We start from the raw sequence: 23,872 nt of genomic DNA, 5'->3' as shown, positions 1-23,872 counted from the left end.
TTTACCAAATTTTACATTAAAAACTCAATAATTTTATGTCATCAGCAATAGAACCCATCTTACAAGAAAACAAAGACAGATTTGTGATTTTTCCAATCAAACATGCAGATATTTGGGAATGGTATAAGAAGTCTGAAGCTAGTTTTTGGACAGCGGAAGAAATAGACCTTCACCAAGATTTGACAGATTGGTCAACAAAATTGAATGATGACGAGCGTTACTTTATCAAACATATCTTAGCATTTTTTGCAGCATCAGACGGAATTGTAAATGAAAATTTAGCAGAAAACTTTGTAAACGAAGTACAATATTCTGAAGCTAAATTTTTCTACGGTTTCCAAATTATGATGGAAAACATTCACTCAGAAACATACTCATTATTAATTGATACGTATGTGAAAGATGAAAAAGAAAAAGATAAATTATTCAAGGCAATTGAAAACTTCCCAGCCATCAAAAAGAAGGCAGATTGGGCTTTACAATGGATTGATTCACCAAGTTTTGCAGAACGTTTAATAGCGTTTGCAGCCGTAGAAGGTATTTTCTTCTCAGGTGCATTTTGTTCTATTTATTGGTTAAAGAAAAGAGGAATCATGCCAGGATTAACGTTTTCTAACGAGTTAATCTCTCGTGATGAAGGTGTTCACTGTGATTTTGCAGTACACTTACACAATAATCACCTCGTAAATAAAGTTCCTAAAGAACGTATTCGTGGTATTATTGTCGATGCATTAAACATCGAACGTGAATTCATTACAGAATCATTACCTGTAAGTCTTATAGGAATGAACGCTAAATTAATGACACAATACTTGGAGTTTGTTACCGACAGACTTTTACAAGAATTGGGTTGTGAAAAAGAGTATAATGTATCAAATCCATTCGATTTTATGGATATGATTTCCCTTCAAGGTAAAACAAACTTCTTCGAAAAAAGAGTATCTGAATATCAAAAAGCAGGTGTCTTAAATAAAGAAGAAGAGTCAGACAAATTTAGCTTTGACGCTGATTTCTAGTTAAAAATCCATAAGTTTTTAATTGCGTGCAGTTAAAACTTAAAAACACATAAAAATACCCGAAATACCAATTTTTTCGCCGAAAGATTGGTAAAATAACTAACCCCTTTTCTGAACGAAAGTCAGAAGAACTAAAAAAATAGACGAGCATATGTTTGTAGTAAAAAGAGATGGAAGAAAAGAGCCAATGATGTTTGACAAGATCACTTCACGAGTGAGAAAGTTATGTTATGGCTTAAACGATTTGGTAGATCCTGTAAAAGTTGCCATGCGTGTAATTGAAGGATTATACGATGGAGTTACCACATCAGAATTAGATAATTTGGCAGCAGAAATTGCCGCCACAATGACCACTACGCATCCTGATTATGCTCGATTAGCTGCGCGTATTTCTGTATCAAACTTACATAAAAACACCAAAAAATCATTTTCTGAAACCATGGTGGATTTGTACGAATATGTAAATCCAAGAACAGGAAAGAAAGCACCATTATTATCCGATGAGGTATATAATGTAATTATGGAAAATGCAGATCGGTTAGATTCTACCATTATCTATAATCGTGACTTTGGATATGATTACTTTGGGTTCAAAACCTTAGAACGTTCGTACTTACTAAAATTAAATGGTAAAATTGCCGAACGTCCACAACATATGTTAATGCGTGTTTCTGTCGGAATTCATTTAAACGACTTAGATGCGGCACTTGAAACGTATGAGTTAATGTCTAAAAAGTACTTTACGCACGCAACACCAACGTTGTTCAATTCGGGAACACCAAAACCACAAATGTCATCATGTTTCTTATTAGCAATGAAAGATGATAGTATTGACGGAATTTACGATACACTAAAACAAACGGCGAAAATATCACAATCAGCAGGAGGAATTGGCTTGTCTATTCACAATGTTCGTGCTACAGGATCATACATTGCAGGTACCAATGGTACAAGTAACGGAATTGTACCAATGTTACAAGTGTACAATGATACGGCTCGTTATGTAGATCAAGGTGGTGGAAAACGTAAAGGCTCGTTCGCAATATATATAGAACCTTGGCATGCCGATATTTTTGATTTCTTAGACCTAAAGAAAAACCACGGTAAAGAAGAAATGCGTGCGCGTGATTTGTTCTATGCGATGTGGATTCCAGATTTATTCATGAAACGTGTGGAAGAAAACGGTCCATGGACGTTAATGTGTCCTAATGAATGTCCAAACTTATTCAACGTACACAGTGATGAGTTTGATGAAATGTACTTAAAATACGAATCATTAGGAAAAGGAAGAAAAACGATCAAAGCGCGTGAATTATGGGAAAAAATCCTAGAATCGCAAATTGAAACAGGAACGCCGTACATGTTGTATAAAGATGCGGCAAACCGTAAATCGAACCAAAAGAACTTGGGAACAATTCGTTCTTCAAACTTATGTACAGAAATCATGGAGTATACATCTCCTGATGAAGTAGCTGTGTGTAACTTGGCGTCTATTGCATTGCCAATGTTTGTCAAAGGAAAAGAGTTTGATCATAAAGAATTATTCCGTGTTACAAAACGTGTAACAAAGAACTTAAATACCGTAATTGATCGTAATTACTATCCTGTAAAGGAAGCAGAAAACTCTAACTTCCGTCACCGTCCAATTGGATTAGGTGTACAAGGATTGGCAGATACGTTCATTAAATTACGTATGCCATTTACATCGGATGAAGCTAAAAAACTGAATCAAGAAATTTTTGAAACGCTTTATTTTGCCGCAGTAACCGCTTCGATGGAATTGGCAAAAGTAGAAGGTCCATACCAAACATATGAAGGTTCGCCAATATCACAAGGAGAATTTCAGCACAATTTATGGGGAATTAAAGATGAAGAATTAAGCGGTCGTTGGGACTGGGGAAAACTGCGCAAGCAAGTTGCCAAAAATGGTGTGCGAAACTCATTATTAGTAGCGCCAATGCCAACAGCTTCTACGTCTCAGATTCTTGGAAACAACGAATGTTTTGAGCCTTATACTTCAAACATTTACACACGTAGAGTACTTTCAGGAGAATTCATTGTGGTAAATAAGCATTTACTAGAAGATTTAGTAAGCTTAAACCTTTGGACAGAAGATTTAAAGCAAGAATTGATGCGTGCTAATGGATCTATTCAGCATATTGATGAAATTCCACAAGACATCAAAGAATTGTATAAAACAGTTTGGGAATTGAGTATGAAAGATATCATTGATATGTCGCGTCACAGAGGATATTTCATTGATCAATCGCAATCACTGAACTTGTTTATGGAAGGTGCAACAATGGCAAAATTAACGTCAATGCATTTCTACGCTTGGAAATCTGGGTTAAAAACGGGAATGTATTACTTACGTACGAAATCGGCAGTTGATGCGATTAAATTTACGGTAAAGAAAGCAGTGAAAAAAGCACCAGTAGCAGCGGAAGTTGTTGAAGTTGCCGCAGGAGCCGTAGGCGCGAAGCCAACTCCAATTGCCGTAGAGCCGTTAACACCGCAAGAAATGAAAGAAATGATTGCAAGAGCCAAAGAGAATGAAGATGATGATTGCTTAATGTGTGGTTCATAAAGTATAGATAAAAAACCGACTAAAAATAGAAAAGGAACGTTGCATGACGTTCCTTTTTTTTGTTTTTAAGATTGAAAGCACGAGTTGCAAACTCGCGCTAGCGATTGATGAATATCGTTATAAAACGGTCATTTCTGTGTAGGCAGTAATCCATTGTGTTTTAAATTGGATTCCGCATCAAGTGCGGAATGACAAGCAAGGAAGTTACAAACGTTACTTCAAGTGAATTTGTGCAACAAATTAGTATCGAGAAGTACATGGAAGTACCATTTGAAAAGCTATTTTATGTGATGCTGAATCAAGTTCAGCATGACGAATCTGGCAATCTAACTTTCTAACAGCGTAGCGATCTAACAATCTAATAATCTAATAGTATAAACGATCTTTTTTACAAAATCACGAGTTGCAAACTCGCGCTGGCAATGCGATGAATATCGTTACAAAACTGTCATTCCTGCGTAGGCAGGAATCCATTATGTTTTAAATTGGATTCCGCATCAAGTGCGGAATGACAAGCAAGGAAGTTACAAACGTCACTTCGAGTGAATTTGTGCAATAAATTAGTATCGAGAAGTGCATGGAAGCACTATTTGTGATAGCTATTTTATGTGATCTGCATCAAGTTGAGCATGACGAATCTGGCAATACGACGAATATCGTTATAAAACGGTCATTTCTGTGTAGGCAGTAATCCATTGTGTTTTAAATTGGATTCCGCATCAAGTGCGGAATGACAAGCAAGGAAGTTACAAACGTTACTTCAAGTGAATTTGTGGAGCAAATTAGTATCGAGAAGTACATGAAAGCACTATTTGAAAAGCTATTTTACGTGATGCAGAATCAAGTTCAGCATGACGAATCTGGCAATCTAACTTTCTAACAGCGTAGCGATCTAACAATCTAATAATCCAATAGTATAAACGATCTTTTTTACAAAATCACGAGTTGCAAACTCGCGCTGGCGATTGATGAATATTGTTACGGAACTGTCATTCCTGCGTAGGCAGGAATCCATTATGTTTTAAATTGGATTCCGCATCAAGTGCGGAATGACAAGCAAGGAAGTTACAAACGTCACTTCGAGTGAATTTGTGCAATAAATTAGTATCGAGAAGTGCATGGAAGCACTATTTGTGATAGCTATTTTATGTGATCTGCATCAAGTTGAGCATGACGAATCTGGCAATACGACGAATATCGTTATAAAACGGTCATTTCTGTGTAGGCAGTAATCCATTGTGTTTTAAATTGGATTCCGCATCAAGTGCGGAATGACAAGCAAGGAAGTTACAAACGTTACTTCAAGTGAATTTGTGGAGCAAATTAGTATCGAGAAGTACATGGAAGTACTATTTGAAAAGCTATTTTATGTGATCTGCATCAAGTTGAGCATGACGAATCTGGCAATACGACGAATATCGTTATAAAACGGTCATTTCTGTGTAGGCAGTAATCCATTGTGTTTTAAATTGGATTCCGCATCAAGTGCGGAATGACAAGCAAGGAAGTTACAAACGTTACTTCAAGTGAATTTGTGGAGCAAATTAGTATCGAGAAGTACATGAAAGCACTATTTGAAAAGCTATTTTACGTGATGCAGAATCAAGTTCAGCATGACGAATCTGGCAATCTAACTTTCTAACAGCGTAGCGATCTAACAATCTAATAATCCAATAGTATAAACGATCTTTTTTACAAAATCACGAGTTGCAAACTCGCGCTGGCGATTGATGAATATTGTTACGGAACTGTCATTCCTGCGTAGGCAGGAATCCATTGTGTTTTAAATTGGATTCCGCATCAAGTGCGGAATGACAAGCAAGGAAGTTACAAACGTTACTTCAAGTGAATTTGTGCAACAAATTAGTATCGAGAAGTACATGGAAGTACCATTTGAAAAGCTATTTTATGTGATGCTGAATCAAGTTCAGCATGACGAATCTGGCAATCTAACTTTCTAACAGCGTAGCGATCTAACAATCTAATAATCTAATAGTATAAACGATCTTTTTTACAAAATCACGAGTTGCAAACTCGCGCTGGCAATGCGATGAATATCGTTACAAAACTGTCATTCCTGCGTAGGCAGGAATCCATTATGTTTTAAATTGGATTCCGCATCAAGTGCGGAATGACAAGCAAGGAAGTTACAAACGTCACTTCGAGTGAATTTGTGCAATAAATTAGTATCGAGAAGTGCATGGAAGCACTATTTGTGATAGCTATTTTATGTGATCTGCATCAAGTTGAGCATGACGAATCTGGCAATACGACGAATATCGTTATAAAACGGTCATTTCTGTGTAGGCAGTAATCCATTGTGTTTTAAATTGGATTCCGCATCAAGTGCGGAATGACAAGCAAGGAAGTTACAAACGTTACTTCGAGTGAATTTGTGGAGCAAATTAGTATCGAGAAGTACATGGAAGTACTATTTGAAAAGCTATTTTATGTGATCTGCATCAAGTTGAGCATGACGAATCTGACAATCTGACTTTCTAACAGCGTAGCGATCTAACGATCTAAAAATCCAATAGTATAAACGATCTTTTTTTACAAAATCACGAGTTGCAAACTCGCGCTGGCGATTGATCTAATTATCTAACAGCAAAGCATCCGACAATCTAGCTTTCTAAAAGCGCAGCAATCTACTTCAAAATATCCGTTCCCAAATATCCGTTGTCTTTATTATAATACCAAGCACGTTTTTTTGGCATTTTAATATCGTTAATCACAGCTTCTTCCGTTAGCAGAATATACTCGCCATCATTTTTAGATTCGTCTTTAAAAAACTGATATACTTCCATAGCGTAGGTTGTTGGATCAAAATAAAAATACCAAGTATCTTTACCAACATCTTCCGTGTAGGTGGCTTTTAATACCAAATATTCTTTGCCTTTAAAAGTCTTTTTTGTCACTTTCGGATCAATGATGGTACCTTCATCTTTCAATTTCATAGGTAAACCATATAAATACGTATAATAATTTTTATATAAATTGGCGCGTTCACAACTCAAATTGTGTTCTTTTTTAAGAGCATCAGAAAGTTCAGTTTTTCCATTAAAACCAATAGAACAATTGTCTTTTTCAACCGTATATTCTGTTGTTTTTTCGCCACGTGTAGCTTTTACATAAAAGTATTCTTGTGGTAAATTTATTTTGATAGTACTTACCCGATCAGGATTTTTAGGCGTTTCCATGGTAATGTTTAGGATTCCATTGAACGTGTTCCAATTTCCACTAGGATCATGGTATTGAATGGCCTTTTCAAGCAATTGCGGTCCTGTGAGTTCTTGTCCTGTCGCGAAAGCAGAAAAAAGTAAAAGAACATAGGTAAAAAACGACTTGAACATGAGTTTTGTTTTAAAATTGGTTTGCCTAAGATAGAAATTTTGAATGAGATGAAAATAAAAAACACAACCATTACGATTGTGTTTTTCCTAAATTATATAAAGATGGTATTATTTTTCTGTATCAGAAGCTTCGTCTCCATTAGTATCTGACTCTTCCGTAGGTTTTGTTTCAGCTACGTTTGGAGCAGCTTTTTTAGCTTCAGATTTGTCTTCAGGCTGCATTTCAATCGTAGTGTTTCCAATAGTAATTGTTGCAGGTTTTACGGAACCATCGTGTGCGTTATGGTATTCTTCTAAAAGATTCATCGTAGCATTTAATAAATCTTTTGTTTCTAATAGTAAACTAAAGTAAAGCGTTGTGTTTTTCGGACTTGATTCTTCAGTTCTAGTTCGTGCAACTTGCGCTTGAATTTTTTGAGAAACCAAATCGAAAGTTTGCTTTTTGTTATCTAAAATATCGCCAATTCGTTCAAATGATCTTGAATCGAAGGCAACTTTGGTATTATTAAATAAGTTTTCTAAGGCTTCATCAACTTGTTTTAATTCTTTTATTTGGTTGAATTTTAACTTCTTATGATTGTTGTTTACATGCTTGTGACTTACTTTAGAAATGTATTCTAATGATTGAGTCATATCTTGTAAATAGCCTAAAATATTAATGTAGAAGTTACTTGCGCCAATACTTGATTCGTCAAGATTTTTGATGAAATAAAAGATATTATCACGCAATTCGTCAATTTCTGTAGAAAGTTTTACGATGTTCTTTTTGTTCTTCTTGAGCATTGCCAAATCTTGTTTGGCCAGTCCGTTGATAGCACTTGTGTAAATTCGATTACCACGCTTGACTACATTTGCAATATTGTTTGCACTTTCGTGAATTACGCCTTGTACAGAACTACTTTCGGCTTTTTGCAAACTGTCTTCAACTTTTGCTTCTTTTGCTTTTTTATTGTGGTTCACATAATTGCGAATCAATAAAAAGGAAGCTACAGTTAGTAAAACACCAAGCATTATTGGTAAGTGAATATTTAATAAGAAAGCTATGATTGCTGCGGCAAGAAAGGCAATAAAGGCAGTAAAAAACCATCCGCCAATTACATTTAATACTCCAGCAACTCTATATACAGCACTTTCTGCGCCCCAAGCTCTATCGGCTAAAGACGTTCCCATAGCAACCATAAATGTTACATATGTTGTAGATAATGGCAATCCTAATGAAGTGGCAAGAGAAATTAATACACTAGCAACCATAAGATTTACTGCGGCACGAACCATATCGAAAGCAGGAATATCTTCTTTGTTTTTATATGCTTTTAGCGCAGGCACTTCAAATTGTTTGTCAATCTTAACTTGCCAAGATGCAGGCACAATGGCGGAAGTCCATTGCGAAATTCCAATGGCCATACGTACAAAACCTCTAGATAAGAAATTTGGCTGAAAACGTTCTTTAGTTTGTTCCTGACTTGATAAGTCAAGTGAAGTTTTCACAACAGCTTTTGCTTTGCTTGAAAACCATAGTGTTACAACCATAATTAATCCCGCCATGACAAGGAAAATTGTAGGTGTTGCTACTGTTTTTCCTAGAAAGTCCATTTTAAAACCTTGTGCAGCAGTAACAATATCTGGTGAATCTCCTGCGGCGGCCATAAATTTATCAAACGATTGCCAACCAGCAATTGGTACACCAATAAAGTTGACCAAGTCGTTTCCAGCGAAAGCCAGTGCCAAAGCAAACGTTCCTACAATAATAATGAGTTTATAGATATTGGTTTTTAGCAATGACATTACCAAATAGGAAATAATAGACCAAACGACAAGACTGATAGCAACAATAGGCAATACATAGATTTCTAAAAACCCTTTCAATGTCAATGAAGTTACACCTGAAGTAGTATCAATTGTTATGATTCCCTTCATGTCATCATGACTCAAGATTTCCTGAACGGTTTTGTATTCTGTGCCAAAGTATTGGTTTACCCAAGCCACAACTCCATCAATGGGACCATTATATAAAATATCGACAATTGATTTAGAATAATCAGTTCCTTTAATTCCTTTTACAAAAATAAAATAGGTAATTGCTGTTAAGGCAATTCCGCCAAACAAGGCACCAACCCAACGTGCTTTTTTATCAAAATTATATGACAATAATAATCGGCTAATCCATTGTACAATGGCACCAATGGTAAATGCGACGACAACGGAGAGCAATATTCCGATAATAATCTTAGTCGCTTGTGATGTATTTATATATTCTAACAACTCCATTTTCTGACCTACATCAGCACTATTGATCTTAATTAACGCCATTGCTACGGCAGCTCCAAGCAATTCAAAAACGATGGAAACCGTTGTCGATGTTGGCATTCCGACACTATTAAAAAAATCGAGTAGTAGAATATCGGTAATCATAACAGCCATGAAAATGATCATGATTTCATGAAAAACAAAATGTTCAGGATTAAAGATTCCTTTACGCGCAACTTCCATTAAACCGCTTGAAAAAATTGCACCAATGGCAACACCAAGACTGGCAACAATCATAATCGTTTTAAAAGAAATAGCTTTGGAACCAATGGCAGAATTTAAGAAGTTTACTGCATCATTACTCACTCCAACGACCAAATCAGCAATTGCTAACACAGTCAGTGCAATAATCATCAGTAAGTAAATATTATCCATATGAGGGTATTAAAAATAATTTACAAATATCAATAGTGTTACCAAATGTAATGTTACCATAAGGTTATATCTTAGTTGATAATGAGTTTTGTATTTATTACGATTCATAAATATAACAAATAAGTCAAATTTGTAAGTAAAAATCACGATTTTTTGCTTAAAATCAATAATATACGCCTCAGAAATCCTTAAGGTTGGCATATCAATTATTTATGTAGTATATTGCAAGGAAAAAATGCTATTTACCAATGAATTGGGAACAATTACTCTCGTTAAAACGTTACGGGGATACCCATAAGCGACTTCGAAAAGAACAAGATGAAACTAGGCTTGGCTTTGAAGTAGATTATGATCGAATCATATTTTCTTCTGCTTTTCGTAGCTTACAGGACAAAACACAAGTTGTTCCGTTATCCAAAACAGATTTCGTACATACCCGATTGACACACAGTTTGGAAGTGTCGGTTGTTGGGAGAAGTTTAGGAAGAAGTGTTGGAAAAAAACTATTAGAAAAGTATCCACACCTTAAAGAAGTTCACGGATTTCAGTTCAATGACTTTGGTGCTATTGTTGCTGCGGCAGCCTTAGCGCACGACATTGGAAATCCACCTTTTGGACATTCGGGAGAGAAAGCGATTGGCGAATATTTTAAAATTAAAAACGGTACACAATTTCAATCACAACTAACACCTAAAGAATATCAGGATTTATGTGATTTTGAAGGAAATGCCAATGGTTTTAAAATTTTAACCGAAAACCGTAAAGGAGTCAATGGAAGTTTACGTCTAAGTTATGCAACCCTTGGCGCGTTTATGAAATATCCGAAGCAATCGTTACCCAAAAAGCCCACAAAGCATATAGCAGATAAAAAGTACGGTATTTTTCAATCGGAAAAAAATGCATTTACCGATGTAGCCAACGAATTAGGTTTAAAAACTTACGGAGAAGGAAACGACCTCAGATATGCGCGACATCCATTGACATTTTTAGTAGAAGCTGCCGACGATATTTGTTATACAATCATTGATTTTGAAGACGGAATCAATCTTGGGCTCATTCAGGAAGAATATGCATTAGAATATTTAATCAACTTAGTTCGAGACAATATTCAGACGGAAAAGTATAACTCATTACAATATCGTGAAGATCGGTTGAGTTATCTAAGAGCACTATCTATCAATACACTCATAAATGATGCGGCTCGAATCTTTTTAGAAAACGAAGAAGCAATCCGAAATGGTAATTTTCTCGTAAGTATATTAGATAAGAGTAAATATAAAGCACAAATTGATGACATTATTAAAATAAGTGTTGAAAAGATATATCAGAGTAAGGAAGTTATAGAAAAAGAAATTACAGGTTATCACGTATTGCAACACCTGCTGGATACATTTATTACAGCAACAACAAACTACCATAATGATTCCCTATCAAACTATGACAAATTAATTTTGAAAGTTTTACCTGAAACTGTAGACTACTCTACAGATCATTTGTACAAAAGGCTGATGAATATCACTAATTTCGTATCTAGATTATCAGATAGTAAGGCGGTATTCTTATTTAACAAATTGACAGCCAAAACATTATAAATTTATAATTAAGATATTTTAACCCAATTTACTATCTATGTATTCAAATTACATTAAAACTGGAATGATGCTATTCTGTGCTATGTTTATCTTACAAACAAATGCACAAGACCAAGCCGTATCTGCGAATAAGCGTATGCAATTCACAAAAGATGTCTCTTCGGCACAAGCGCAGCGTGAATTCTTGCAAAAATTTAAATTAGACGAAAACAACGTATTTCAATCTACAACTGTCAATCAGGATAGAAAAGGAATGAAACACGAGAAAATGCAACAATACTACAACGGAATCAAAGTAGAATTTGGTACGTTGATTGTGCATTCTAAAAACAATACTGTAAAAAGTATCAACGGAGAAGTATATAATGGAGTTGGTGTCAACCTTTCTCCTGCATTATCTCCTGTAGAAGCATTTAACAAAGCAACTGCACACATTGGAGCACAAGAATATTTATGGTCAAACGCTTCAGAAGCTGCTGCCATTAACTATTCAAAACCAACAGGCGAATTGGTATTACTTCCTGAAATGGATACCTATTCTGGTTTACTAAACCTAGCTTACAAATTTGATATCTACGCTACAAAACCTGTAAGTAGAGGAGAAGTGTATGTGGACGCTCAAAATGGAGAAATCTTATTTTACAATAAAATTATAAAACATCACAACAACGAAGGTCGTGAAATACTAAACAATCCTGCAAACTTAGTTTCAGTTAACAAAGCTGAATCTGCAATGTTTGTTCTTGGATCTGCAAACACACGTTACAGCGGATTACGTGACATTGAAACACGTTTAGAAACTACAGGTGTGTTTACACTAAATGATGACTCAAGAAATGTATTCACAAGAGATGCACAAAACATTCCTTTTGGTGGTGGATACATCAATAACTTTGCTGAATTTACAGATGCTGACAATATTTGGTCACTTCCAAGTCCTGACAATGCTGCCTTAGATGCACATTGGGGAGCAATGCAATCATACGATTATTGGTTAGCGGTACATGGAAGAGATGGTATTGACGGAAACGGATTTTCTATGCGAAGCTACGTTCACGTAAACAGTCCACAAACAGGAGGAAGCTGGGTAAATGCAGCTTGGAATGGTTCGGTAATGTCATACGGAGACGGTGGCGGAGGAATTCAGCCATTAACATGTATAGATATTGTTGCTCACGAAATTGGTCATGGAGTCACACAATTTGCCAACAACCTAGTATACGCAAGAGAATCTGGAGCATTAAACGAAGGATACTCTGATTTATGGGGAGCAGCCATTGAATTCTATGCAAAAGGAAACGCAGATGACTTAAACCCAAATGCTGAAACATGGCAAATTGGAGAAGAAATTGTTTCTAACGGACTCGGAATTCGTAGCATGAGCAATCCAAATATGTTTGGAGATCCTGATACATATCTTGGAGCTAACTGGAGAGCAACCACAGTTTCAGGTTGTCCTACACCAAATAGTTCAAACGATCAATGTGGAGTTCACAGTAATAGTGGTGTACTAAACCACTGGTTTTACTTATTAGTACAAGGTGGATCTGGAACAAATGATGTATTTGATGTATTCAATGTAAATGGAATCGGAATGCAAAAAGCCGAAGAAATAGCATACTTAACATTAAGAGACTATTTAACACCAAACAGTACATTCTTAGATGCTAGAAATGCAGGAATAGAAATAGCAATCAACTTATACGGCTCAAACAGTCCAGAAGCTATTGCAACACAAGATGCATTCTACGCAGTAAACGTAGGAGGTCCATATGTAGCACTAGACACAGATGCACGTATAGCAGCTATAACGGATCCTGAAATCAACTGTGGATTAAACACATTTAGTCCAGTAATAACAGTAGAAAATTCAGGTGTTACCAATGCAATCACTTCCGTAGATGTAAGCTATACAATTGATGGCGGAGCAGCTACAACTTCAACGTTCAATGTAAATATTCCTGTTGGAGCAACGCAAGACATTAACATTCCTGCAATAACAATGACACGCGGATTCCATGCCGTAAGTTTTACAATTGCAACACCTAACGATCAAGATGCAACCAACAATACAGAAGGTTTTGCTATCCGAATCAATGAAGTTGGAACGCCACAAGCAGTGAATGATTTTGAATCGATAGATGATGAACTAAATACATACGCGGAAGGAATTCCTCAACTATGGAGTAGAGGAACGTATGCACAAGCAGGAAGCGTATTCCAATCAACAGTATTAGAAGGAGATGTATATGCAACGAATCTTAACGGAAATCACTTCCAAAATACCCGTAGTTACTTACTAACGGAATGTTACGATTTAACGCAGATTACAAATCCACAAATCGTATTCGACTTAGCATACGATCTTGAGCAAAACTGGGATATTCTCTTCGTAGAATACACTACAGATGGAGGCGATAACTGGAATATATTAGGTTCTGCAAACGATCCGAACTGGTACAACAGTGACAGAACAGCAGCTTCTTCAGGAAATACAGACTGTTTTAACTGCCCTGGAGCACAATGGACAGGAACAAACACAACAATGCAAGAATATAGCTATAACTTAATCGCTTTAAGTAGTGAATCAAGTATCGTATTCAGATTTGCAATGGTTGCTGATCAAGCTACAAACCAAGAAGGACCAATCATTGATAACTTAGCAGTAAACTCTAGCTTAAGTGTTGACGATTTTGCAAACAACAATAGCTTCTCAGTATATCCAAACCCATCAAAAGGAAGCTTTAACATTCAGGCTAATAAAAACTTAGGCGATGTTTCTGTAAATATTTTTGATATCAATGGAAGAAGTATTTACACAAAAAATGTAACTTTAACAGGAACTGTAAACTTTAATTTAGATAACCTACAATCTGGATTATACATTCTAAGAGTTGAAGGAGACAATTTTACAGAATCTAGAAAAATTATCATTGAGTAATACATAAACACTCAATTACAAACATAAATATCCTTCTCTTGGAAAATCGATCTATACATATGGACAGAAGAAAAAAGAGAAGGATATTTTATATACTGCTATTTCTAGCCATTATCGGTTACATACTTAGTAGTAAATATAAAAAAGAAGAAGAAAAAGTTCCTAAAAAAAGTATTCAAGAAACGCACGCGTATCACTTAGAAAACAGTCCGTTTCAAGTTTCTAAAAACTTAGCTCGCCAAGAGCGAAAATTACAAGGATTACCGCCAAACGCATACTTTGAACAACAATGGGAACTTACCATGAATCCCAATTTAGGAAGACCAACGCCAGAAGTATTAGCACGTTTACAACAACAATTGCAAAATACACAAGAACGCGCACCAGGCGATAGGTTTGATAATGCTTGGGAAGAAAGAGGTCCCAACAATACTGGCGGACGTACGCGCGCCATCCTATTTGATCCAAACGATGTCAACAATGCAAATCCAGCAGACGATTATACACGTGTCTTTGCAGGAAGTGTCTCAGGTGGATTATGGGTAAATAACGATATCACAGACGCAAACTCATCTTGGCAATTGGTCACGGGTTTGCCCGATAATATCTCGGTTTCTGTACTCATAGTCGATCCAAATAATACCAATACGTTATACTTAGGTTCTGGCGAATCTTATATAACTGGCGATGCTGTTGGAAACGGAATCTACAAATCAACTGATGGCGGTACAACTTGGCAACAAATATATGGCGGAAACTTTGGAACAGCTTCTGCTGATCCCGCTACATACTATGTTGATGGTGTATTTTATATCAATGATTTGGTCGCGAGAAATAACAACGGAACAACCGAATTATATGCTTCTGTAGCAAGTGCCGTTTACCGAAATGCGCATGGACCATTCAATGTATTAGGATACAACCAACGCGGATTGTACAAATCAACCGATGGCGGAAACAATTGGTCACGCTTTCCCATTCAATATCCAAGTGGATTGTACCAAAATCCAAACGATATTGAAATTGATCTAAACAATGACATTTGGTTAGCAACAACAGGCGATTTCTTCAATAACATTGGCGGACAAATATATACATCTTCCGATGGAATTACATTTCAGCAAAAACATACCATTCCAAATGCTAAACGCACGGAAATAGAACCTTCATCCACAACGCCAGGAACATTTTGGATACTTGCCGAAGTCAACAATCAAGCAGATATATTCTTCACAGATGACAATTTCAACACAGTAACGCCATTCGTAGAACCGAATGATGCTGACAGTGGTATTCCTGCTACCGATTTCACTCGAAATCAAGCATTTTACGACTTAGTAGTTGAAGCAGACGCAAACGACAATCTATATGTTGGCGGTATTGATCTCTTCAAATACAACACAACGAACAACAATTGGGATCAAATTTCCAAATGGAAAAACAACAGCGGTTTAGAAAACATCACGGCTTCGCTCATTCATCCAGATCAACATGCCATCGTTTTTAGACCTAATAACAACAACGAAGCAATCATTGGAAACGATGGAGGCGTATACTATAGCGATCACTTTTCTACGGCAGTAAATGATGCAAATGCCATTCAAAAAAGAGTTCTAAATTACAATGTAACGCAGTTTTATACTGGAGCTATTGCAGAAAATGACATCTTAGATGGAGACGACATTGCTGGTGGAACACAAGACTATGGAAGTCTATCAGCTATTGATGCTGCTATAGGAAGCAATAACTTTACTTCCATCATTTCTGGCGATGGTGCGTATCTTGAAATTGACGAAGACGATGGATATGCCGTCATTTCGTTTCCGTTTATGAATCATGCACATGTTCCATATCCCTCGTTTGATGTAAATGTGGGTTATTTTATCGCATTCGAATCAAATACAGTTAGTTTTCGAGAAGGCGAATTTATAAACGCCGCTGCATTAGATAAAACAGGAAACATCTTATATACAAATGCATCAACGTCTAATGGAAGCTTTCGCATAGGACAACACACAAACGTAAATGGAGGAAATGGTACTGTTGCCACTTTCAACTTAACAGATCCATTGCTTGATAATGCTCCCACAGCGCTCAAAATAGCAGCAGACGGACAAACCTTATATGCAGGTTTAAAAAATGGGAAACTCCTGAAAATCGATAATCCTCACACGCAAACACCAACATTTACAGACATTAGTGATGCTAATTTTGTCGGAAGTATTTCTGATATTGAATTTGGTCTCACGGAAAATGAGCTATTGGTTACGTTTCATAATTACGGAGTTTCAAATATTTGGTTCTCTGATAATCAAGGAGTTTTATGGCAAAGTAAAGAAGGAAATTTGCCCGATTTACCCGTAAAATGTATCTTGATGAATCCGTTAATTACGGCGGGCTCAGAAGTGATCGTAGGAACCGATTTAGGCGTTTGGCGATCGCAAAATTTTGATACTACTTCGCCAACTTGGATACAATCTAACAACGGAATGCGCGCCGTTTCTGTGACAGATTTAGACGAACGCACTTCAGATCATACGGTGTTGGCATCTACGTACGGACGTGGTTTATTTACGGGGAAATTCTTAACAGGAACACTCACGACTTCTGAATTTTCTCCAACGGAAAACTTCAAAATCTATCCTACCATTTCTGATGGAAACATTACGCTTAGCGCGAATGAAAACGGGCAAGCAGATATGTTAATTTACAATATATCAGGACAACAAGTGTACAATCAAACTGTAAATCTTACCAAAAATGCGCCAAAAAGCGTACATTTAACTTCTTTATCTTCAGGAATATACTTTGTGAAGATGCGACAAGGAGAACGTACAAAAGTGATTCGAATACTGATAAAATAACAGTTAAAAAATCTAAAACATGGCTAAAAAAACACTTGTCAATGCGGAAACAGATCAAGATGTATATGCATTTGTAGATGCTGTTGAGAACGAAACGCGGAAAGCAGATAGCAAAACATTACTAGAAGTTTTCAAAGAAATCACGGGAAAAGAGCCTAAAATTTGGGGAAAGAAGATGATTGGTTACGGCAAATATTCTTATCAGCGAAAAAATGGAGACGAATTTGAATGGTTCAATACAGGATTTTCTCCAGCAAAAGCACACATGTCATTATACATGATGTTCGATGTCAGTGCACAGGAAGAATTGCTCAGTAAACTCGGAAAACACAAAACGGGCAAAGGTTGTTTATACATTAAAAATTTGGCAGATGTTGATATGGAAATTCTCAAACAACTCATTGAAAAAAGTGATCTTTGGGAACGATGATGCAAAAACAGATTCCACTGCAAAAGCGAGTTACAATTCATGCCAAAAAAATATAAATTCGTGACTTATGTCAATAAATTCGACACTAATTCCTTAATTGCATCTTTCGAAATTCCACATTCTTCATACAATTCATCTACAGTTCCATGTTCCACAAAACGATCAGGAACTCCTAATACATACAACTTATTTGAATATTGATGCTGCGAAGCAAACGCACTCACAGCACTTCCAAAACCACCTTGTATGGTACCATCTTCAAGTGTGATAATTGCATCAAATTTTTTGAAAATTTCATGTAATAACACTTCGTCCAACGGTTTTACAAACTGCATATCATAATGAGCTACGTTACCTGAAAAATCAGCTTCTTTGCACAGATCAATCACACTATTTCCAATAGCTCCAATACTCAAAATTGCAACTTCACTACCTTCATTGATGCATGTTCCTTTTCCAATTTCAATAGTAGAAAACGGTTGTTTCCAATCTGTCATGACGCCACGACCTCTTGGATAACGAATGGCAATAGGATGTTTCAAACCAAGTTGCGCAGTATACATGATGTTTCGCAACGCAACTTCATTCAAAGGAGCAAAAATGATGAGGTTTGGTATGCAGCGCAAATACGCCAAATCAAACACACCGTGATGTGTAGCACCATCTTGTCCTACCAATCCGGCTCTGTCCAAACAAAAAATTACAGGCAAATTTTGCAACGCAACATCATGTATTACCTGATCGTATGCGCGTTGCAAAAATGTAGAATATACATTGCAAAACGGAATTAAACCTTGCGTTGCCATTCCAGCGGCTAACGTTACAGCGTGTTGTTCGGCAATACCAACATCAAACGCACGTTCAGGAATCGCTTCCATCATATATTTCAACGAACTTCCTGTTGGCATTGCTGGCGTGATTCCCACAATATTTTTATTCTCTTTGGCAAGTTCTACAATCGTATGTCCAAAAACGTCTTGAAACTTTGGTGGTAAATGTGCGGTATTTTTTGGCGCTAATTCTCCTGTGAGTTTATCAAACTTTCCTGGCGCATGATACTTTACTTGATCTTCTTCAGCTTTGCGTAATCCTTTTCCTTTCGTAGTAATTACATGCAAAAACTTTGGACCTTTTACAGTTTTCAAGCGTTTCAATTCGGCAACGATACCTAGCATATCATGTCCGTCAATGGGTCCAGAATAATCAAAATTTAGCGCTTCAAAAATATTATCTTGCTTCTGTGTTCCTTTCTTTACATTCGTTAAATACTGTTTCAACGCACCAACACTTGGATCAATTCCAATCGCATTATCATTCAGGATGATCAAAATATTTGTATCTGTAACGCCTGCATGATTCATGGCTTCAAACGCCATTCCACTGGCAATAGACGCATCGCCAACCACGGCAATATGTTGTTTGGTAAAATTATTTTGCAACTTGGAAGCAATTGCCATTCCTAAAGCCGCAGAAATTGCTGTAGACGAATGTCCCACGCCAAAGGTATCATAGTCACTTTCATCGCGTTTTGGGAAACCTGAAATTCCATTTTTTTGTCGGTTGGTATGAAAAACTGCTCTTCTTTCCGTTAAAATTTTATGTCCATAGGCTTGATGACCAACATCCCAAACAAGTAAATCTTTTGGTGTATCAAATACATAATGCAAGGCAATTGTAAGATCGACAACGCCCAAACTTGCACCCAAATGTCCTTCTTTCGTAGCGACAATATCAATAATAAATTCGCGTAATTCTTGCGCAACTTGTGGCAATTCGTTTTTAGAAAGTTTACGTAAATCGATAGGCGAATTGATATGTGAAAGGAGTTTGTTCATGTAAAACAATTAAGAATTGTAAAATTACGATTTTAAATTGAGGTGTTCTTATTGTTTACTTTTTTTGTAATTTGAGAACATAAAGAATTCAATATGAAAAAAATAACCAAACGTTCGCAATTACTTTTGGTAGTAACTTTAACTTTTTCAGTATCAGCATTTGCCAATTTTGGAGGTCATATATGCAAATGGTGGCACTTTTGGCATTAAAAAGTATAGTATAAACCGTAGCTTTGCCTAAAAAAAGTTAGTCTATGCAACTCGAAAACATCTTCGACGATAATTATTTCATGAAAAAAGCACTGCAAGAAGCGGAAATGGCGTTTGAAAAAGGCGAAGTTCCTGTGGGCGCTGTCATTGTGATTGACAATAGAGTCATTGCGCGCGGACACAACCTAACGGAAACTTTAACCGATGTGACGGCACATGCAGAAATGCAAGCTATTACGGCAGCAGCAAATTTTTTAGGTGGAAAATATTTAAAAAGATGTACGTTGTACGTAACGCTCGAACCGTGTCAAATGTGCGCGGGCGCGCTGTATTGGAGTCAAATTTCAAACATTGTATACGGCGCTCGTGATGAAGAACGTGGTTGTATAGCCTTAGACACAAAATTGCATCCAAAAACAGTTATGAAAGGTGGTGTAATGGCAAAAGAAGCTTCGCAACTATTGAAACGTTTTTTTATTGAAAAGCGAAATTTAAATTAATCCAGTCAAAAAAACACACGATGAAAAAACTACTATTTATATGCTTCTTTTTATGCGGATTGATAGCATTTGGACAAAAAAATGCTGCCAAAAAACCTGAATACGTCATCATTGTTGGTAATGAAATCATTACAAAAGAGCAGTTAGATGCATATGGAAAAAACGGTTATATCAAAAGTATGAATAAAGGCGTAACCGAAGCAGAACGTAACGGACTTGCGCTAAAATTTGGAGATGTTATTGGCGATAAAGAGTTTATCATAAAAGTCGCTTTATTAACGGAAGAAGAAAAAAAGGCACGAGCGAAAAACAAATCTTCTGCGAAAAAAAGTTCAGCTAAAAGTAAAAATCGAGCGAATGAATTAAGATTGAACGTAGACGAAAAAGCAAAAGATTTTACGGTTGCAATGCTCGACGGACAAAAAATTACCTTATCCAAATTAAAAGGAAAAGTGGTATTGATCAACTTTTGGGCAACATGGTGTGCGCCTTGTTTGATGGAATTTACAGAATTCCCATCTCAAATAATTACACCATTTCAAAATGAAGATTTCGTTTTATTGCCAATTTCTATAGGAGAAACGCAAGAAAAGGTTCAAAAAAAGATGCGCGATTTAAAAAAGTATGAAGTTGACTTTAATGTTGGATTTGATACAACTCAAAAAATCTGGAAAGAATATGCTACAGGCGCAATTCCAAAAAGTTTTGTGATCGATAAAAAAGGTATCGTACGATACATTTCTATAGGAAACTCGGAAGGAAATGTTGAAAAATTAGCTGTAGAAATTCAAAAATTACTAGCGGAATAAGTGTACTAGCGTTGTAGTAACAATACTAAATAACATAAAAAACGCGCAATATATATTGCGCGTGAAATTGTAAAATGTGTTCGTAAAAGTACTATTCAATAATTTGTACTTGTGCTGCGACCATTCCTTTTTTTCCTTGTTCCTCTTCGAAAAAAACTTTATCGCCTTCGTTTATAACTAAGCCGTTTAAGTTGGAAACGTGGACAAAAATGTCTCTTCCTGTTTCGTCGTTGGTGATGAATCCAAAACCTTTAGATTCATTGAAAAATTTAACTGTACCAGTCATTTGTGATAAAAAATAAAATTAATAGATATCTAAGTTACTGTTTTTAAAGCATAACTAGCATACCTGAACACTATTTTTATGTTATTCTTTTCGGTTGAAGTCATTCATTTCTTTCAATTTCTCGTTAGAAAGTATAAAATCTTCCTTTTTTCGTCCTTTGTATCGATGGTAAATAAATAGCGGCATCCAAATAAAAGAAAACGTCAAAATACAGATACCAATTACTTTTTGATCAAAGTTTTCTTCTTGAAATTCGTAATAATGTGCAAAAATTCCAACGCCTATTAATGCGATGAGTAGTATGATGAGAAGGTATTTCATGTGTTTATTTTTTAAAGTAAAAACACTATTCTACTTTTATAGAATTAAGTATTTTTTCTGTTTTATTAAGTAATTGTACGAAATCTAATTTTTTACTATTAGGTCTAAACCAATAAATAGTTGCAGTAACTAAGATAATTTTTCCTTCGTTTTCAATTGCAATTGCCATTACCTCTATAGGAATGTGTGAATCTGTAGCTGTGTAAAAGTACCGGATAGCTTTTTTACTACCGTACATTAGATTTCTCTTTGCCTTGATTTTGAAATCTTTCAAGTTTTTATGATTAGTTAAGTCATCTTCATATTCTTTGGAAAATGCTTCTAGCGTTTGACTGTTTTTAGTTTCTTGTATTCCTATACTTGTTAAGGAATTAGTTTGTATTTTATCAGTTTCAGATTCTAAAATATAAATTAGGCAATTAGGAACTTTTTCTTCTTTCCAAGAATTGGGGAACGTTATTGAAAAACCATTTCTATCAATTGTTGTTAATTCTTGAGATTGAATAACAGATAAAGGCATTAAAAATAGAAACATGTATATAAGTAGTCTCATATAATAGTAAACTTCAATTTATCGCGTAAAAGTAATTAACTTTCGTCTATATGCCGTTAATAATTTCGATTTTGACACAAATCCGTAGTATTTTCCATCTTTCAAAACAGGCAAATTCCAAGCGCTGCTATCTTGAAATTTTTTCATCACAGATTTCATATTATCTTCTTCATAAATAATATAATCGGGCGCGTCGTGCATAAAATCGTTTACCGAAAGCGAATCGTATAAAGACGTATCAAACATAAACTCTCGAATATCATCTAATACAATAATTCCAACCAAATTTTCTTCTTCATCTACTACAGGAAACAAGTTTCGTTTCGATTTTGCAACCGCTTCGTGCAACATTTCGCCGAGTGTCATTTCGGGTTTTATGGTGCTAAAGTTTTGTTCAATTACACTATCTAACGCCATCAACGTAAGTACCGTTTCATCTTTGTTGTGTGTTAACAATTCGCCCGTTTCAGAAAGTTCGCGTGTGTAAATGGTATAGTTTAATAGATTTTTTGTAATTAAGAACGAAATTGCACAGGTAAGCATCAACGGTACAAACAAATCGTATCCGCCCGTAATTTCAGCAATCAAGAAAATTGCCGTTAACGGCGCATGTAATACGCCAGCAATTAAACCTGCCATGCCAACTAATGTGAAGTTAGCTTCCGAAACACTAAATCCAAATTGATTGATGACTTTGGCAACAATATTCCCAAGCGCGCTTCCCATAACCATTGTTGGAATAAAAATTCCGCCCGAACCTCCAGCCGCAAAAGTTGTAGTCATGGCAATCGCTTTAAAAATGGTAATTCCGATAAGCAGCAAAATGACCACCCAAATATTTTCGGTGTAATTGTCTAAAGGCGTTTTTCCCAATGCTTGAATATGATTTCCATCGAGTAAATTGGTAATGAAGCCAAAACCTTCTCCGTATAAAGGCGGAATAAAATAGAGCATGACACCAATGCCCAATCCGCAAATAATGAGTTTAGTGATTTTTTGTTTAAATCGATCAAAAAAGGTAGTGATGGCAAAGTGCATTTTAGTAAAATAGATAGACGCAAACGCAGTTCCTACGCCAAGCAGTACATAAAATGGAATATCACTTAGTTGAAATTGTTCTGAAAGTGTAAAATTGAACAAGTTTTCATTCCCAAGAAAAAAATACGACGTTACAACTGCCGAAACGGATGCTAATAAAAGTGGAATTAAGGAAGTGAGCGTTAAATCTAAACTAAAGACTTCAATGGCGAAAATGATAGCTGCTACGGGCGATTTAAAGATAGAAGAAATTGCGCCAGCTGCCGCACAACCAATCAACAACATTCGGGTTTTACTGTTGATGTGAAAAAGTTTACTAATGTTGGAACTTATAGCCGAACCTGAAGCAATTGCGGGACCTAACAATCCAACCGAACCACCAAAACCAACCGTTAACGGCGCTGTAATTAGCGGTACATACATTTTATGATTTGGAATAATTCCAGTGCGTTTGGATAACGCATATAAAATGGACGAAATAGCGTGTTCCGTTTGTTTTTTAAAGATAAATTTAGAAACCAGATAGACTAAAAACAATCCGACCAACGGTAAAATGAAGTATAGTTGATTTTTAGAAAATATGATGCCGTTTTCTAATAATGCTTGAATCCAAAATGTAATATTCTTAATCGTAACCGCAACCAAACCAGATCCTAAACCAACTAAAATGCTCAGGATGAAAACAAAATTCTTGTTGGATATATGTTTGTATCTCCAAATTAAGAAACGTCTAAATAATGATTTTTTCTGCGTTGGCATACTTTGATTATTTATGAGAAATTTACCATTGTTCGCTTTAAAAACGGATGTTATAAATTACGAATGTGTATTCAATATAAGCAATAAAACAAAAAA

General features: G+C 35.9%; 15 protein-coding genes. 8 read left to right on the top strand and 7 right to left on the bottom strand.

The genetic code is table 11. The features are described from left to right. Positions 1-35: 35 nt before the first annotated feature. Together AA089_RS05590 and AA089_RS05585 are read left to right on the top strand one after the other, a co-directional pair. The gene (locus AA089_RS05590; protein ID WP_046755941.1) at positions 36-1,016 is read left to right on the top strand and encodes a ribonucleotide-diphosphate reductase subunit beta; all 981 of its coding nucleotides are present in this window, start codon (positions 36-38) and stop codon (positions 1,014-1,016) included. A gap of 151 nt (positions 1,017-1,167) precedes the next feature. After that, positions 1,168-3,603 carry a ribonucleoside-diphosphate reductase subunit alpha gene (locus tag AA089_RS05585; protein WP_046755940.1) on the top strand — a complete coding sequence of 812 codons (2,436 nt, stop codon included), beginning with the start codon at positions 1,168-1,170 and terminating at the stop codon, positions 3,601-3,603. Positions 3,604-6,251: 2,648 nt separating this feature from the next. Here AA089_RS05585 and AA089_RS05580 read toward each other — a convergent pair. Together AA089_RS05580 and AA089_RS05575 are read right to left on the bottom strand one after the other, a co-directional pair. Continuing rightward, positions 6,252-6,956: a DUF6503 family protein gene (locus AA089_RS05580; protein WP_046755939.1), complete on the bottom strand. Its 705-nt coding sequence runs from the start codon at positions 6,954-6,956 to the stop codon at positions 6,252-6,254. 108 nt (positions 6,957-7,064) lie between these two features. Next, positions 7,065-9,638, bottom strand: coding sequence for an inorganic phosphate transporter (locus AA089_RS05575; protein WP_156168913.1), 2,574 nt, complete (start codon positions 9,636-9,638; stop codon positions 7,065-7,067). Positions 9,639-9,886: 248 nt separating this feature from the next. Here AA089_RS05575 and AA089_RS05570 point away from each other — a divergent pair, with 248 nt between their 5' ends. From AA089_RS05570 to AA089_RS05555, 4 genes are read left to right on the top strand one after another with little or no spacing between them, the layout of a single operon-like run. Further along, positions 9,887-11,230 carry a deoxyguanosinetriphosphate triphosphohydrolase gene (locus AA089_RS05570; protein WP_046755938.1) on the top strand — a complete coding sequence of 448 codons (1,344 nt, stop codon included), beginning with the start codon at positions 9,887-9,889 and terminating at the stop codon, positions 11,228-11,230. A 37-nt stretch (positions 11,231-11,267) separates the two neighbouring features. Next, a complete protein-coding gene (locus AA089_RS23525; RefSeq protein ID WP_082113206.1) occupies positions 11,268-14,171 on the top strand; it encodes a M4 family metallopeptidase in 2,904 nt (967 codons plus the stop codon). 59 nt (positions 14,172-14,230) lie between these two features. Beyond that, complete coding sequence (locus tag AA089_RS05560; RefSeq protein WP_053002211.1) at positions 14,231-17,035, top strand: T9SS type A sorting domain-containing protein; 2,805 nt, start codon at positions 14,231-14,233, stop codon at positions 17,033-17,035. A 19-nt stretch (positions 17,036-17,054) separates the two neighbouring features. Beyond that, positions 17,055-17,465 (top strand): DUF1801 domain-containing protein, encoded by a 411-nt coding sequence (locus tag AA089_RS05555; protein WP_046755937.1) that lies wholly within the window; start codon positions 17,055-17,057, stop codon positions 17,463-17,465. Between the two features lie 65 nt (positions 17,466-17,530). Here AA089_RS05555 and AA089_RS05550 read toward each other — a convergent pair whose 3' ends face one another. Continuing rightward, positions 17,531-19,300, bottom strand: a complete 1,770-nt coding sequence (locus AA089_RS05550) for a 1-deoxy-D-xylulose-5-phosphate synthase (RefSeq protein WP_046755936.1) — start codon at positions 19,298-19,300, stop codon at positions 17,531-17,533. A gap of 254 nt (positions 19,301-19,554) precedes the next feature. Here AA089_RS05550 and AA089_RS05545 point away from each other — a divergent pair, with 254 nt between their 5' ends. Next, the gene (locus AA089_RS05545) at positions 19,555-20,010 is read left to right on the top strand and encodes a nucleoside deaminase (RefSeq protein ID WP_046755935.1); all 456 of its coding nucleotides are present in this window, start codon (positions 19,555-19,557) and stop codon (positions 20,008-20,010) included. A gap of 20 nt (positions 20,011-20,030) precedes the next feature. Beyond that, positions 20,031-20,819: a TlpA family protein disulfide reductase gene (locus tag AA089_RS23520; protein WP_082113205.1), complete on the top strand. Its 789-nt coding sequence runs from the start codon at positions 20,031-20,033 to the stop codon at positions 20,817-20,819. Positions 20,820-20,910: 91 nt separating this feature from the next. On the opposite strand, the gene AA089_RS05535 is transcribed toward AA089_RS23520, so the two are convergent. The 4 genes from AA089_RS05535 to AA089_RS05520 form a co-directional block, all read right to left on the bottom strand. Beyond that, positions 20,911-21,105: a cold-shock protein gene (locus AA089_RS05535; protein WP_046755934.1), complete on the bottom strand. Its 195-nt coding sequence runs from the start codon at positions 21,103-21,105 to the stop codon at positions 20,911-20,913. 81 nt (positions 21,106-21,186) lie between these two features. Beyond that, the gene (locus tag AA089_RS05530; protein WP_046755933.1) at positions 21,187-21,426 is read right to left on the bottom strand and encodes a hypothetical protein; all 240 of its coding nucleotides are present in this window, start codon (positions 21,424-21,426) and stop codon (positions 21,187-21,189) included. A gap of 25 nt (positions 21,427-21,451) precedes the next feature. Beyond that, on the bottom strand, positions 21,452-21,961 hold the full coding sequence (locus AA089_RS05525; RefSeq protein WP_046755932.1) for a hypothetical protein: 510 nt from the start codon (positions 21,959-21,961) through the stop codon (positions 21,452-21,454). A gap of 36 nt (positions 21,962-21,997) precedes the next feature. Next, positions 21,998-23,776, bottom strand: a complete 1,779-nt coding sequence (locus AA089_RS05520) for a chloride channel protein (RefSeq protein ID WP_046755931.1) — start codon at positions 23,774-23,776, stop codon at positions 21,998-22,000. Between the last annotated feature and the right edge of the window lie 96 nt (positions 23,777-23,872).

Source organism: Kordia jejudonensis, assembly GCF_001005315.1.
Taxonomy (GTDB): Bacteria; Bacteroidota; Bacteroidia; order Flavobacteriales; family Flavobacteriaceae; genus Kordia; species Kordia jejudonensis.
Note: the sequence above shows the minus strand (reverse complement) of the source record. Positions and strands in the feature narration are given on the sequence as shown.

Coding starts and splice junctions, on each gene's coding strand:
- AA089_RS05555 (WP_046755937.1), top strand. CDS start 17,055: ATGGCTAAAAAAACACTTGTCAATGCGGAAACAGATCAAGATGTATAT.
- AA089_RS05575 (WP_156168913.1), bottom strand. CDS start 9,638: ATGGATAATATTTACTTACTGATGATTATTGCACTGACTGTGTTAGCA.
- AA089_RS23520 (WP_082113205.1), top strand. CDS start 20,031: ATGAAAAAACTACTATTTATATGCTTCTTTTTATGCGGATTGATAGCA.
- AA089_RS05530 (WP_046755933.1), bottom strand. CDS start 21,426: ATGAAATACCTTCTCATCATACTACTCATCGCATTAATAGGCGTTGGA.
- AA089_RS05570 (WP_046755938.1), top strand. CDS start 9,887: ATGAATTGGGAACAATTACTCTCGTTAAAACGTTACGGGGATACCCAT.
- AA089_RS05590 (WP_046755941.1), top strand. CDS start 36: ATGTCATCAGCAATAGAACCCATCTTACAAGAAAACAAAGACAGATTT.
- AA089_RS05520 (WP_046755931.1), bottom strand. CDS start 23,776: ATGCCAACGCAGAAAAAATCATTATTTAGACGTTTCTTAATTTGGAGA.
- AA089_RS05525 (WP_046755932.1), bottom strand. CDS start 21,961: ATGTTTCTATTTTTAATGCCTTTATCTGTTATTCAATCTCAAGAATTA.
- AA089_RS05535 (WP_046755934.1), bottom strand. CDS start 21,105: ATGACTGGTACAGTTAAATTTTTCAATGAATCTAAAGGTTTTGGATTC.
- AA089_RS23525 (WP_082113206.1), top strand. CDS start 11,268: ATGTATTCAAATTACATTAAAACTGGAATGATGCTATTCTGTGCTATG.
- AA089_RS05585 (WP_046755940.1), top strand. CDS start 1,168: ATGTTTGTAGTAAAAAGAGATGGAAGAAAAGAGCCAATGATGTTTGAC.
- AA089_RS05550 (WP_046755936.1), bottom strand. CDS start 19,300: ATGAACAAACTCCTTTCACATATCAATTCGCCTATCGATTTACGTAAA.
- AA089_RS05560 (WP_053002211.1), top strand. CDS start 14,231: ATGGACAGAAGAAAAAAGAGAAGGATATTTTATATACTGCTATTTCTA.
- AA089_RS05545 (WP_046755935.1), top strand. CDS start 19,555: ATGCAACTCGAAAACATCTTCGACGATAATTATTTCATGAAAAAAGCA.
- AA089_RS05580 (WP_046755939.1), bottom strand. CDS start 6,956: ATGTTCAAGTCGTTTTTTACCTATGTTCTTTTACTTTTTTCTGCTTTC.